Origin of the sequence: Enterobacter sp. MALB-1, from assembly GCF_041021625.1 — a bacterium.
GTDB classification, from domain to species: Bacteria; Pseudomonadota; Gammaproteobacteria; order Enterobacterales; family Enterobacteriaceae; genus Enterobacter; species Enterobacter oligotrophicus.
This window is the reverse complement of the sequence record NZ_JBDPJL010000001.1, coordinates 2,885,329-2,898,234: the sequence shown is the minus strand read 5'-3', so window position 1 is coordinate 2,898,234 and position 12,906 is coordinate 2,885,329. Positions and strand designations below refer to the sequence as shown.

Here is a 12,906-nt window from a genome sequence, read left to right as displayed (position 1 = left end):
ATCGTTTTTGGTAACGGCTGTCATGTTTTTGAAGATATAAGACACTCCATGTTCTAAAGGAATACATGGGTCATTCACGTTAATAAATTTATCAGGAAATAAAAATGAAATTTATGAAGCCTAAATATCTGGCGCTCTTTATTGCAGCGGCAACCAGCTCTGCATTCGCAGCGGCACCAGGTACGCCTACTATCAGCAGCGGCAACGACAAATTTGCCCTTGTTGAAGTGGATCAGGCCGCGCAGGATTACAATAGCCTCGTCAAAGTTCACCACGATGGTGTGGATGTGAAGGTCGAGTGGAATGTGTGGAGTGGCGATGCGCCAACGTCCGCAAAAGTTCTGCTGGATGGTAAAACCGTCTGGACCGGTGCGGGCAGCGCGGCGGGCTCTGCCACCTTTAAGGTCAAAAAAGGTGGGCGCTACCAGGAACAGGTTGAACTCTGTAACACCAGTGGCTGTACCAAAAGCGCCAGCAAGCTGATTATCGTTGCGGATACCGATGGTAGCCACCTGCTTCCGCTGAATGCACCGATGCAGGAAAATAACAAAACCTTCGCCCAGCATACCGATAAAGTGGTGGCGGCGTATTTCCCGGAATGGGGCGTGTATGGTCGTAACTTCCCGGTTGATAAAATTCCGGCAGCGAACCTGAACCACATCCTGTACGGCTTTATTCCAATCTGCGGCGGCGACGGCATCAACGACGGCCTGAAAACCGTTGAAGGCGGTAACAGCTTCGCCGTGCTTCAGCGTGACTGCCAGGGCCGTCCTGACTTTACCGTCGCTATCCACGACCCGTGGGCAGCGCTGCAAAAACCACAGTCAGGTGTGTCCGGCTGGGACGACCCGTACAAAGGTAACTTTGGCCAGCTGATGGCGCTGAAAAAAGCGCATCCAGACCTGAAAGTATTGCCATCCATCGGTGGCTGGACGCTGTCTGATCCGTTCTACCATATGGGTGACGCGGCAATCCGCGCGCGCTTTGTCTCTTCTGTGAAAGAGTTCCTGCAAACCTGGAAATTCTTTGACGGTGTGGATATCGACTGGGAATTCCCAGGCGGCGGCGGTGTGAGTGAAAACCAGGGCAATCCGCAGCAGGACAAAGCCACCTACACAGCGCTGATGCATGACCTGCGTGCCATGCTGAACGAACTGTCTGCTCAGACAGGGCGTACTTATGAACTGACCAGCGCCATCGGGGCCGGTAAAGATAAAATTGAAGATGTGGATTACACCACGGCTCAGCAGTATATGGATCATATCTTCCTGATGAGCTACGACTTCTACGGCGGCTGGAGCAACACCGAGCTGGGCCACCAGACGGCACTGCGTGCACCGTCATGGAGACCGGATACCAACTACACCACCGAAAATGGCGTTAATGCGCTGCTGGAGCAGGGCGTACAGCCAGGCAAGATCGTTGTGGGCACGGGCATGTATGGCCGTGGCTGGACGGGTGTACATGGCTACACCGGCAATAACCCGTTCACTGGCACCGCGACTGGCATGGTGAAAGGCACCTGGGAGCCGGGCGTGGTTGACTATCGTCAAATCGTCAACGAATACAAAGGCAAGCCAGGCTGGGAATACGGCTACGACGCGGATGCTGAAGCGCCATACGTCTTCAACAAATCCACCGGTGATCTGATCACCTATGAAGATGCGCGTTCTACTACCGCAAAAGGCAAGTACGTTCTGGCAAATAAACTGGGTGGCCTCTTCGCATGGTCTATCGACTCCGATACCGGCGACATTCTGAACGCGATGAATGAAAGCCTGCTGGGCGGCGGGTCTGCTCCGGTTGATCCGGTTGTGACTAACCACGCGCCGGTTGCGACTGCTGCTGACCAGACTGTGACCGGTCCGGCCACTGTCACCCTGGATGGCTCTGCCTCTACCGATCCAGATGGCGATGCAATCACCTACAAATGGACCCAGATTTCTGGCCCAACGGTGACCATCACCAACAGTACCAAAGCGAAAGCGACCTTCAACGTGGCTGCTGTGACCAGCAACCAGACGCTGGCCTTCCGCCTGACCGTGAAAGATGCCAAAGGGCTGAGCAATGCGGTTGACGTGCAGGTTGTTAACAAAGCACCAAAAGCCAACCAGGCTCCGGTAGTGAACCCAATGGAATCCGTTACCCTGCAGGCAGGCGAAACTTACGCTCTGCATGCTCAGGCTGCGGACCCGGACGGTGATGCGCTGGCCTACTCCTGGAGCGTGCCGGCTGATATGCATGCAACCGGTACTGACACCGCGAACGTGTCTATCACGGCACCGGAAGTGAGTTCTGAGTCCTCTTATACGCTGAGCGTAGTGGTGAGCGACGGTAAAACCAGCGTTCAGTCCAACGTGCAGGTTGTCGTCACGCCAAAAGCGGCAGACGAAGTGACTCCGCCAGCTGACGACGTGACGCCTCCATCCGATGACGTTACTCCTCCGTCTGATGATGTCACGCCACCTTCTGACGAAGGTACGGCAACCGGCAGCTGTGATAAGCCTGTTGATGCTAATGCCAGCAAATATGCTGCGTGGGAATCCAGCAAAATCTACAACAATGGCGATACCGTGAGCTTCGACCACCTGGTGTGGAAAGCGAAATACTGGACGCAAGGTAACCAGCCTGGCTTCGGTGTGGACGCATGGGAGCTGGTGAGCAACGTGAAGATGAACTGGCGTTCTGACCTGGTCTATAACGGCGGTGAAACCACCACCTATCAGGGTAACGTTTACCGTGCCAAATGGTGGACCCGCGGTGATAACCCGGCCAACAGCGACGTATGGGTGAAAGAAGGCGCGTCTGCGGACTGCAAATAATCTTCTGAGCCTGAAATTGCGGGCATGATATCAGCCCGCAATTATTGGTCACACCCCACTTCGGGTGTGACCAATAACCCAACATATAAAACGATGTGCGCAAGGAGAGAATGGGAAACTCATCAAGCAGGTGAAGACAATGAAACGCCTAATTTTGTTATTGTTGATTATCAGTCAAAGTGCATTCGCCAATTGTTGGGACAACGCTGCACATTATTACCACGTCGACCCCTATTTATTATTTGCAATCGCGAATGTGGAGTCGGGGATGAATCCTCATGCAGTGGGCTGGAATCACGATGGTTCGCGGGATGTGGGTTTAATGCAAATTAACAGCTCGCATTTTAATGAATTAGAACGCCACGGCATCGATGAGTATCGCTTAATGACTGAACCCTGTACGTCTATTATGGTCGGTGCATCCATACTGGCTCATATGATAAAGGTCTATGGCTATAACTGGGAGGCGGTGGGTGCTTACAACGCCGGACTCAAAAAAGAAAATTATCCCCAGCGTATGAAATATGCCCGCAAGGTTTGGGAAAAATATCAGCAAATAAAGACGGCTGGCAACCTGTGAATTCTCATTTTTATTTTTTGAAGAATGCTGGATGGTGTTCTTCAAAAAATGAAAACCACCGCATTCTTTGGTTTATTTATTAAGGGAGTAATAAATAAACCTGGAATGTATTAACCCTCGTTTTTGAATACAGGATTATTTGAAATGACTAAAAGGACATTACTGAGCGTTCTCGTGGCGGGTGCATGCATTGCGCCATTTATGGCTCAGGCGACCACGTTGCAGGCGACCAGCAGCGAACCGTATACCATGAAAGCCAGCGATCTGGCGAAAAAGGAAAAAGAACTGACCAGCTTCCCGCTGATGGCCTCAGTTAAAGAGACGATCAAAACGCTGGATAACGCGCAGGTCGAAATGATTGAGCCAGGCCGTGCGGCGAACCCGGACAACGTGAAACGCGTTGAAGGGATCGTTAAGGCCAGCGACTGGGAATACCTGTTCCCGATGCGTGCGGAATCCTATACCTACAGCAATTTCCTGAAAGCGGTGGGTAAATTCCCGGCACTGTGTAAGACCTATAACGATGGTCGTGACAGTGACGCCATCTGCCGTAAAGAGCTGGCGACGATGTTCGCTTACTTTGCGCAGGAAACGGGCGGGCATGAAAGCTGGCGTCCGGAGGCGGAATGGCGTCAGGCGCTGGTTCACGTTCGTGAAATGGGCTGGACGGAAGGTCAGAAAGGCGGCTACAACGGTGAATGTAACCCTGACATCTGGCAGGGCCAAACCTGGCCGTGCGGCAAAGACAAAGATGGCGATTTCGTGAGCTACTTTGGTCGTGGCGCTAAGCAGTTGTCTTACAACTACAACTACGGTCCGTTCTCCGAAGCGATGTTTGGCACTGTCCGCACGCTGCTGGATAAACCGGAGCTGGTGGCTGATACCTGGCTGAACCTGGCGAGTGCGATCTTCTTCTTTGCTTACCCACAACCACCGAAACCAAGCATGCTGCAGGTGATCGACGGTACATGGCAGCCAAACGATCGTGATAAAGCCAATGGTCTGGTTCCGGGCTTCGGCGTGACCACGCAGATCATTAACGGCGGCGTTGAGTGCGGCGGCCCGACTGAAATTGCGCAGTCTCAGAACCGTATCAAATACTACAAAGAGTTCGCGAACTACCTGAAAGTGCCTGTTCCTGCGAACGAAGTGCTGGGTTGCGCCAACATGAAGCAGTTCGATGAAGGCGGAGCCGGTGCGTTGAAGATCTACTGGGAGCAGGACTGGGGATGGAGTGCGGATACGCCTGACGGCAAGACCTACTCTTGCCAGCTGGTGGGCTACCAGACGCCGTTCAGCGCCTTCAAAGAAGGTGACTACACTAACTGCGTGAAGAAGTTCTATAACGTCAACATTATCAACGATGACGGTTCTTCCGTTACGCCTGATGAGACGCCAGTAACGCCAACACCAACGCCATCTGATGACACGCCAGCGCCGGCACCAACGCCGACGCCGGACGAAACGCCAGCAGAACCGACAGTGGTTAATCACGCGCCGGTTGCGCAGATTGCCGGTCCAATTGGTGCAGTTGAGGCGGGTGCGCAGGTTTCTCTGAGCGCTGAAGGATCGACTGACGAAGACGGTAACAAACTGACCTATACCTGGCGTTCCCAGGACGGCCAGACTGTGACGGGTGAAGACAAAGCGGTAGTGACCTTCACTGCGCCAGAGTCAGCAACCGCTCAGCAGTATGAAGTTAGCCTGACCGTAAGCGACGGTGAACTGAGCAGCACCACCTCTTATCTGCTGAACGTGAAAGCGAAAGCTGCGTCTCAGGATGAAGGTAGCTCAGATACCTACGCTGCGTGGAGCGCGAACAGCAAGTACAAGGCAGGCGATATCGTGAACAACCACGGTAAACTGTTCCAGTGCAAGCCGTTCCCGTACAGCGGCTGGTGTAACAACGCCCCGGCATACTATGAACCAGGCGCAGGTCTGGCATGGTCTGATGCCTGGACGGCTCTGTAAAAGCAAACGGCAACCGAAAGGTTGCCGTTTTAGTGTCTGCTCTTTCCCTTCACCCTAACCCTCTCCCCAAAGGGGCGAGGGGACAGTGCGGTGCAGTTGTAGGCCCGATAAGGCGAAGTCGCCACCGGGCAAAAAAGCTAGCGATGTAATCTACCGTGATCCCGCAGCCACGCCGCGGTTTGCACTATCCCTTCATCCAGCGTCACGATCGGCTTATAACCCAGCTCGTTCTCCGCACGTGAAATATCCAGCGTAAAATCAAAGTTAAGTTTGGACACGCCGTAATGCGTCAGGGCGGGCTCTTTCGCAGATTTATTGCCAAACCGCTCCATGCTGCGGGCGATCATATCCAGCATCGGATACGGTACGGAGCGAATCCGGCACTGGATCTGCAACTCGTCAATCAGCCTCTGCACAATGCTGCGTAGCGTGCACGGTTCACCATTCGTGATGTTATACGCACGCCCGGAAATCAACTTATCGCAATCCGGCTGGCTCGCCAGCCACATGGCATGGACGGCGTTTTCGTAGTAGGTCATATCCACCAGCGCATCACCACCGCGTGGCAGCAGCACGCTGCCGTAGTGGTGCATCATCTGCGCCAGTCGCGGGATAAACACTTTGTCGTGCGGTCCGAACAGGCTTTGCGGACGCAGGACGGTAAAACGCGTGTGCGGGTTTGACTGCGCCAGCAGGTCGATCACCTCTTCACTGGCGGCCTTGCTGCGGGCAAACTCACAGGCAAAGCGTGCCGGACGAAAATCTTCCTGAACATCGCGGTGGTGGTGATAGTCGAAATAGAGCGACGGGGAGGAGATATGGATAAAGTTACGCACGCCCCAGGCAACGGCCCATTCGCCCAGGCGGCGCGTGGCGCGCACGTTGGCGAGGTCAAAGGCTTCCTGCGTGCCCCACGGGGAGGTAAAACTGGAGCAGTGCCACAGCGTATCGATACCGGCGAGCATCACTTTCGCCTGAGAAGAAACCAGCTCCGTCAGGTCGGCATGGACAAACTCTGCGCCCATTTTTTGCAGCAGCTTACCCATCGCTTCATTGCGACCGGTCGCCCTGACGCTGATGCCCTTGTTGCGCAGAAACTCGACCGCGTTTCGGCCTAAGCCGCTGGTCGCTCCGGTAACCAGTACCTTCATATCAATCCACTGTGTTGAAAAAGAATTTCGTGCGCATTCTTTCGTGAATTACGGCGGGTTGCAATGGGAAAGGTGAAAGAATAAGGGTTTTATTTAGATCTTTTCCTTCTTTTGTTCTGCCAGTTGCGCAATACGCTTTGCCATCCCGCGGAAAATAAACAGGTGCGCAGGGATCATAAACAACCAGTAGAACAGACCAGGCATACCGTGGGGATGCCACCATGCGCGGACGTCGAGTTCACGGTGGTCACCCTTGTCTTTGAGGGTAAAACAGAGCCGTCCCAGCCCTGGCGCTTTCATGCCGAACAGTAGCGCCAGCTGTTTTTTCGGCTCGACGATGATCACCTTCCAGCTGTCGACGGTATCACCTGGCTCAAGATACGGGTGAGACGGGCGGCCTTTCGCCAGACGATGACCCACCAGCAGATCCATCGCGCCGCGCGTTTGCCAGAGGATATTGCCGAAGAAATAGCGCTCTTTGCCGCCAATCTGGTTTATGACGTCCCACAGCGCTTCCAGACTCGCCTCTGTTTTAACGGTGCAGCCTGCCTGTTTCGGGTAGTAGCCGTACTCCGGCCGCCAGCGGGCAAACGCCTGCGCGTCGTAACCCCAGTCGCTGGAGTTCACCAGCTTCTCTTCTTCTTTTAGCGTGTTGCGGACGGCATCGTCAAAGCGGATCAAGTCCTGCGGGATCAGCGCCCGCAGTTCACGATCGTCCGCCAGCAGATCGTGTTTCAGCCCCTGGATCAGCGCTTTCGCCGTGGTCGGTGGCACCGAGGTGATGACATTTAAAAACCACACCGAGATCCAGCGGGTCGGGAAGGGGATCGGCACCAGCCAGCGCTGGCGACCGCTCACGCGCATAAAATGCTCAAACTGCGCCTGATAGCTCAGCACTTCGGGGCCAGCGGCTTCCAGCACGCGGTGTTGCTCAGTGGGATGTTCCAGCAGTGCCACCAGATAATGAAGTAAATTTTCCAGCGCAATCGGCGTGGTGCGTGAGCGCACCCAGCGCGGTGGCGTGAGCACCGGCAGGTTGTAGACCATATCGCGCATCACTTCGAAAGCTGCAGACCCCGCGCCGACGATGATCCCGGCACGCAGTTCGGTGACGGGAATATTGGCGCTGCGCAGGGTGTCAGCCGTGAGCTGGCGGGCGCGCAGATGGTCGGACTGCTCATGTTCTGGTGCCTGCAGCGAGCTTAAAAAGATCACCTGCTTCACCGGTGTTTGCAGCAGGGCATCGCGGACGTTCAGCGCTACCTGGCGTTCATGGGCAATAAAATCGCCCCCTTCGCCCATGCTGTGTACCAGGTAGTAAAGCGTGTCGATCCCTTCCAGCAGGGCAGGAAGCGCTTTCGGCCAGTTGAGATCGACGTTGTGACACGTCACGCCGGGCAAATTTTGCTTTTGCAGGCGTTCCGTGGAGCGTGCCGCGGCCAGCACCTGGTGTCCGTGCTGGCTTAACGCCGTGGTCAGATGCTGACCGATATAACCGCTGGCACCGAGCACCAGAATACGTTGCGGCACGTCAGGCTCCTTAGCGCTGTAAAAACGCCTGCCAGTGTTTCACCACCTCTGCCAATTGCTCGCGGTTCACGTCGAGATGCATCACCAGACGCACAACCGGAGAGGCGTTGATAAGTACGCCACGCGCTTTCATAAATTCACCCAGCGCGGCAGCGTGCTCATCCCCCACGCGTACAAACAACATATTGGTATCGTGACGCATGACATCTGCGCCAATTTCACGCAACTGCGTAGCCATCCACGCGGCGTTGTCGTGATCGTCCTTCAGACGCGCGACGTTATTTTTCAGGGCATACAATCCTGCTGCCGCCAGAATCCCGGCCTGACGCATCCCGCCGCCGGTCATTTTACGCCAGCGGTTGGCACGCTTAATGTAGTCTGCATTACCGACCAGCAGGGAACCTACAGGCGTGCCCAGCCCTTTAGAGAGGCAAATGGTGAACGAGTCGCAATATTGTGTAATCTCTTTTAGCTCGCAGCCGTATTCCACCACGGCGTTAAAAATACGCGCGCCGTCCACATGCAGCCCCAGCTTGCGCTCGCGGGTAAATTCCCATGCGGATTGCAGATATTCACGCGGCAGCACTTTACCGTTGTGGGTGTTTTCCAGACTGAGCAGTTTTGTGCGTGCGAAGTGGATATCGTCGGCTTTGATTTTAGCCGCGACTTTATCGAGCGGCAGAGAGCCGTCCGGCGCAGCGTCAATCGGCTGTGGCTGGATGCTGCCGAGCACCGCCGCGCCGCCTGCTTCATACAGATAATTATGCGCGCCCTGGCCGACGATATACTCTTCACCGCGTTCGCAGTGGCTGAGTAGTGCCACCAGGTTGGCCTGCGTGCCGGTCGGCAGGAACAGCGCGGCCTCTTTGCCGCTTAGCTCAGCAGCGTAGCGCTGCAGTTCGTTGACCGTCGGGTCATCGCCGTAAACGTCGTCCCCGACCGGGGCGGCCATCATCTCTTCGAGCATGGCGCGACTCGGGCGGGTAACGGTATCACTGCGTAAATCAATCATGGCATATCCTTATAATCAAAAAGGCGATGCCAGATGTTTTACCTGAGCCAGTTGGTTTTTGCCAGTTCGATCACTTCATCGCCGCGGCCGCTGATAATTGCACGCAGCATATAGAGGCTAAAGCCTTTGGCCTGCTCCAGTTTGATCTGCGGTGGGATCGCCAGTTCCTCTTTGGCAACCACTACATCTACCAGCACCGGACCGTCGATGGAGAAGGCGCGCTGCAGGGCTTCATCCACTTCAGAGGCTTTCTCCACGCGGATACCGGTAATACCGCAGGCTTCGGCGATACGGGCGAAGTTGGTGTCGTGCAGCTCGGTGCCGTCCGTGAGGTAGCCACCGGCTTTCATTTCCATCGCCACAAAGCCCAGCACGCTGTTGTTAAAGACCACGATTTTAAGCGGCAGCTTCATTTGCACCACCGACAGGAAATCCCCCATCAGCATGCTGAACCCGCCGTCGCCGCACATCGCCACCACCTGACGCTCCGGTGCGGTGGCTTTCGCCCCCAGCGCCTGTGGCATCGCGTTCGCCATTGAGCCGTGATTGAATGAGCCGAGCAGGCGGCGTTTACCGTTCATCTTCAGATAGCGCGCCGCCCAGACCGTCGGCGTGCCCACGTCGCAGGTAAAAATGGCGTCGTCATCGGCGAAATGGCTGATCTGCTGCGCCAGATACTGAGGGTGGATGGCTTTGTCGCTCGGTTTGGCGAGATCGTCCAGCCCCTTGCGTGCATCGCGATAATTGCTCAGCGCTTTGTCGAGGAATTTGCGGTCTGTTTTTTCTTCCAGAAGCGGCAGCAGGGCGGCGAGCGTAGACTTGATATCGCCTACCAGTGCCATATCGACTTTGCTGTGCGCGCCGATGCTGCCCGGATTAATGTCGATCTGGATGATTTTGGCATCTGACGGATAGAACGCCCGGTACGGGAACTGAGTACCGAGTAATATCAGCGTGTCGGCGTTCATCATGGTATGGAAGCCGCTGGAAAACCCGATCAGCCCGGTCATCCCCACGTCATACGGATTGTCATACTCCACGTGCTCTTTGCCGCGCAGGGCGTGGACAATCGGCGCTTTCAGTTTGCCTGCAAATTCCAGTAATTCTTTGTGCGCGCCCGCGCAGCCGCTGCCGCACATCAGGGCGATATTGCTGGAGTAGCGCAACAGCTGCGCCAGTTTTTTCAGCTCCTCTTCGGCAGGCGTAACGACCGGGCGTGGCGCGTGATACCAGTGGTTGCTGGCACCTTCAGGTGCGGCCCTGAGGGCTACATCTCCCGGTATAACCACCACCGAGACGCCACGGTTCAGGACGGCTTTGCGCATGGCAATTGCCAGTACCTGCGGGATCTGCTCCGGAGACGAAACCAGCTCGCAATAGTGGCTGCATTCGCGGAACAGCTCCTGAGGGTGCGTCTCCTGAAAATAACCACTGCCGATTTCTGACGAGGGGATATGTGCCGCAATCGCCAGCACCGGAACATGGTTGCGGTGGCAGTCGAACAGACCATTGATCAGATGCAGGTTCCCCGGACCGCACGACCCGGCACAGACGGCCAGTTCACCCGTCAGTTGCGCTTCGGCACCCGCAGCAAACGCGGCCACCTCTTCATGGCGAGTCGGCATCCATTCAATGGTTTTCATCTTATTGAGGCTATCGCTGAGCCCGTTCAGGGAATCGCCGGTGACGCCCCAGATGCGTTTTACGCCAGCCTGTTCAAGGGTTTTCGCTATGTATGCAGCCACGGTTTGTTTCATGGGTGTCCGTCTCCTTTTTGTGATATCGCTTACAAGCGTAGAAGAAAGTCTCCGTATTGGCTGTCAAATCCCCTGATTAAAAGGTGCTTTTCATGCGCAATTATTCGGCATAATCTGGTGATACCTCAGGTGAAAACAGGAATCATTTCAAATGGTTAAATCATTGTTAATTGCTGTTAATGAAAAGCTAATGTGCGACGATTTTGGCAAACTCTTGTTACGACTTGCCGTCGGCGGGCTGATGCTGTTTCACGGTTTGCATAAGCTATTTGGTGGCGTGGGATTCATCAGCGGCATGCTGGTGGAGAAAGGCTTACCGGGGTTTATCGCTTATGGGGTGCTGATTGGTGAAGTGGTGGCACCGATCCTGATTATTATCGGCCTCTTCACCCGCCCGGCTGCGCTGGTGCTGGCGTTTACGATGGTTGTGGCATGGTTGATGGTCGGAACTGGAAAGACGTTCGCGTTGGATGCGGTAGGTGCCTGGGCCATTGAGAGCCTGGTGTATTTCTTTATCGGCTCTCTGGCGGTGGTATTTTTAGGGGCAGGGCGTTTTGCAGTGGGGAAAGATCCGGCGTGGCGTTGAGTATGGATCGTAGTGGTAAGAAAGGGGCGCAGGCTCCTTTCTTCTGGTTAAAAATTGCCTGGTTATTTTCTTAAAAAACAAGCGTAAGACGTAATTATGATCTGGTTTGAACTTCCATGTTGTGGTCAAGCGTAGGCTTGCAATCGTGAATCACGTATATGGCAATGCTCTAATGACGAGTCTTATATATTGAAACAAAGGAAATATACATGGCTATACCTGCTTATTTATGGCTCAAGGACGATGGTGGCGCATTGATTAAAGGGGGCGTCGATGTCATACACCGCGACGACAGTATTGAGGTAAAAGGGTTCCATCATAACCTTATGATCCCAACTGATAACGCCACAGGTAAAGTGACAGGGACAAGGGTGCACTCACCTATGCTCATCATTAAGGAGTTCGACTGTTCCAGCCCCTATCTCTATAAAGCTGTCGCGACAGGTCAGAATCTGATATCAGCTGAAATAAAATGGTATAGGATTAACTATTCGGGCCAGGAAGAAGAATACTTTAACATGCTGCTGGAAGGTGTTCGGGTAGTATCTATTTCCCCTGCTATGGCTACAGGAGATAACCCTAATGAAAACCATATGGAAACAGTCGAACTACGCTACGAGAAAATAACCTGGAAGCACCACGACGGGAACATCATCTTTAGTGATTCATGGAATGAACGACAGTCGGCGTAGACATTATAAGGGGCGGTGAACCCCTTAGTCATACAGCCAGTGTCCCGCTTTTGCTGACTCAATGATCATTTGCAGAGTCAGCGTTTTAAATTGCCGATCACGAAACTCTCTCTTAAGCCTAAACTGCCACCAGTACAACTCTGGCATGAAATAATTATCTATATTGAAATTGCTATGCTCAATGCCATATCGAGTGAAAAGGTCAATGAGCATATCTTCGAGATCTTCTGGTACGAAATTAAAATATTCCTGAAATGTCCATTCCTTCTTTGCTGGACGCTTTCGTTCACTATAATTCTCAGTAATGTAATCTAAAAACTCTTGTTCATCGGGTAGCAACATCAGAAGGACGTCCATAAAATTTGATCTTTAGGTTTGGCAATCAAATTATATTTTTTTCTCGTCTCACTGGCGACTTTAACACAAAGGATAACAACCTGGGCGTAGCCAAGAAACGGAATCGCACGACCTACCACTGTTCCGATTTTGTTCGTAGGACGAGAATGTCCCATCACGCTGGTATTGAAACGTATTCCAAATGGGAAACGAGCATTCTTAAGTATTGCACGCGCCAACTTAGAAGCAATGCTGGTACGTTTGACTTTCGAACCTAATACTACACGTTTTGGTATTATGGGTTGTCCTGCCAGAATCATCGCAGCCGCTTCTATCTCAATTCCTAAGTGGTCAGCAAGGCCCTCCGCGAATATCAACCAAAACAACTCCTTTGGGGTCACATTCGCATTGCCGTGGTAGAAATAGGTTCCACCGAGCTCTTCAATTGTATCCATAGCTTCATCCTTTG

11 protein-coding genes are annotated in these 12,906 nt (G+C 53.8%); 5 read left to right on the top strand and 6 right to left on the bottom strand.

Annotated elements, in window-relative coordinates; all coding sequences use genetic code 11:
- The first annotated feature begins 104 nt into the window (after nucleotides 1–104).
- From ABGB15_RS13850 to ABGB15_RS13840, 3 genes are all read left to right on the top strand, one after another.
- On the top strand, nucleotides 105–2,822 hold the full coding sequence (locus ABGB15_RS13850) for a glycosyl hydrolase family 18 protein (protein WP_369064195.1): 2,718 nt from the start codon (nucleotides 105–107) through the stop codon (nucleotides 2,820–2,822).
- A 139-nt stretch (nucleotides 2,823–2,961) separates the two neighbouring features.
- Nucleotides 2,962–3,402 (top strand): type III secretion system invasion protein IagB, encoded by a 441-nt coding sequence (iagB, locus tag ABGB15_RS13845; RefSeq protein ID WP_152084045.1) that lies wholly within the window; start codon nucleotides 2,962–2,964, stop codon nucleotides 3,400–3,402.
- A gap of 144 nt (nucleotides 3,403–3,546) precedes the next feature.
- On the top strand, nucleotides 3,547–5,373 hold the full coding sequence (locus ABGB15_RS13840; RefSeq protein ID WP_369064194.1) for a glycoside hydrolase family 19 protein: 1,827 nt from the start codon (nucleotides 3,547–3,549) through the stop codon (nucleotides 5,371–5,373).
- Nucleotides 5,374–5,510: 137 nt separating this feature from the next.
- Here ABGB15_RS13840 and ABGB15_RS13835 read toward each other — a convergent pair whose 3' ends face one another.
- From ABGB15_RS13835 to poxB, 4 genes are all read right to left on the bottom strand, one after another.
- Nucleotides 5,511–6,524: an NAD(P)-dependent oxidoreductase gene (locus ABGB15_RS13835; RefSeq protein ID WP_152084047.1), complete on the bottom strand. Its 1,014-nt coding sequence runs from the start codon at nucleotides 6,522–6,524 to the stop codon at nucleotides 5,511–5,513.
- Between the two features lie 93 nt (nucleotides 6,525–6,617).
- On the bottom strand, nucleotides 6,618–8,054 hold the full coding sequence (locus ABGB15_RS13830) for an SDR family oxidoreductase (protein ID WP_152084048.1): 1,437 nt from the start codon (nucleotides 8,052–8,054) through the stop codon (nucleotides 6,618–6,620).
- Nucleotides 8,055–8,064: 10 nt separating this feature from the next.
- On the bottom strand, nucleotides 8,065–9,066 hold the full coding sequence (gene ltaE / locus ABGB15_RS13825; protein ID WP_215723454.1) for a low-specificity L-threonine aldolase: 1,002 nt from the start codon (nucleotides 9,064–9,066) through the stop codon (nucleotides 8,065–8,067).
- A 38-nt stretch (nucleotides 9,067–9,104) separates the two neighbouring features.
- Entirely contained in the window at nucleotides 9,105–10,823 is a 1,719-nt protein-coding gene (poxB, locus tag ABGB15_RS13820; protein WP_215723455.1) for a ubiquinone-dependent pyruvate dehydrogenase, read from the bottom strand.
- Between the two features lie 151 nt (nucleotides 10,824–10,974).
- On the opposite strand from poxB, the gene ABGB15_RS13815 reads away from it, so the two are divergent.
- Entirely contained in the window at nucleotides 10,975–11,409 is a 435-nt protein-coding gene (locus tag ABGB15_RS13815) for a DoxX family protein (RefSeq protein WP_215723456.1), read from the top strand.
- Nucleotides 11,410–11,618: 209 nt separating this feature from the next.
- Nucleotides 11,619–12,101: an Hcp family type VI secretion system effector gene (locus ABGB15_RS13810; protein ID WP_215723457.1), complete on the top strand. Its 483-nt coding sequence runs from the start codon at nucleotides 11,619–11,621 to the stop codon at nucleotides 12,099–12,101.
- A 24-nt stretch (nucleotides 12,102–12,125) separates the two neighbouring features.
- Here ABGB15_RS13810 and ABGB15_RS13805 read toward each other — a convergent pair whose 3' ends face one another.
- Both ABGB15_RS13805 and ABGB15_RS13800 read right to left on the bottom strand, forming a co-directional pair.
- Nucleotides 12,126–12,443, bottom strand: coding sequence for a DUF1493 family protein (locus ABGB15_RS13805; protein ID WP_174779604.1), 318 nt, complete (start codon nucleotides 12,441–12,443; stop codon nucleotides 12,126–12,128).
- Nucleotides 12,443–12,892: an STM2901 family protein gene (locus ABGB15_RS13800; RefSeq protein ID WP_152084053.1), complete on the bottom strand. Its 450-nt coding sequence runs from the start codon at nucleotides 12,890–12,892 to the stop codon at nucleotides 12,443–12,445. Before ABGB15_RS13800 ends, ABGB15_RS13805 begins: the two co-directional genes overlap by 1 nt.
- Nucleotides 12,893–12,906 lie beyond the last annotated feature (14 nt).

What these genes read in the sequence shown, in the direction of transcription:
- ABGB15_RS13850 (WP_369064195.1), top strand. Translation starts at nt 105, where the DNA reads ATGAAATTTATGAAGCCTAAATATCTGGCGCTCTTTATTGCAGCGGCA.
- ABGB15_RS13805 (WP_174779604.1), bottom strand. Translation starts at nt 12,443, where the DNA reads ATGTTGCTACCCGATGAACAAGAGTTTTTAGATTACATTACTGAGAAT.
- ABGB15_RS13810 (WP_215723457.1), top strand. Translation starts at nt 11,619, where the DNA reads ATGGCTATACCTGCTTATTTATGGCTCAAGGACGATGGTGGCGCATTG.
- ltaE (WP_215723454.1), bottom strand. Translation starts at nt 9,066, where the DNA reads ATGATTGATTTACGCAGTGATACCGTTACCCGCCCGAGTCGCGCCATG.
- ABGB15_RS13800 (WP_152084053.1), bottom strand. Translation starts at nt 12,892, where the DNA reads ATGGATACAATTGAAGAGCTCGGTGGAACCTATTTCTACCACGGCAAT.
- iagB (WP_152084045.1), top strand. Translation starts at nt 2,962, where the DNA reads ATGAAACGCCTAATTTTGTTATTGTTGATTATCAGTCAAAGTGCATTC.
- ABGB15_RS13815 (WP_215723456.1), top strand. Translation starts at nt 10,975, where the DNA reads ATGGTTAAATCATTGTTAATTGCTGTTAATGAAAAGCTAATGTGCGAC.
- ABGB15_RS13840 (WP_369064194.1), top strand. Translation starts at nt 3,547, where the DNA reads ATGACTAAAAGGACATTACTGAGCGTTCTCGTGGCGGGTGCATGCATT.
- poxB (WP_215723455.1), bottom strand. Translation starts at nt 10,823, where the DNA reads ATGAAACAAACCGTGGCTGCATACATAGCGAAAACCCTTGAACAGGCT.
- ABGB15_RS13835 (WP_152084047.1), bottom strand. Translation starts at nt 6,524, where the DNA reads ATGAAGGTACTGGTTACCGGAGCGACCAGCGGCTTAGGCCGAAACGCG.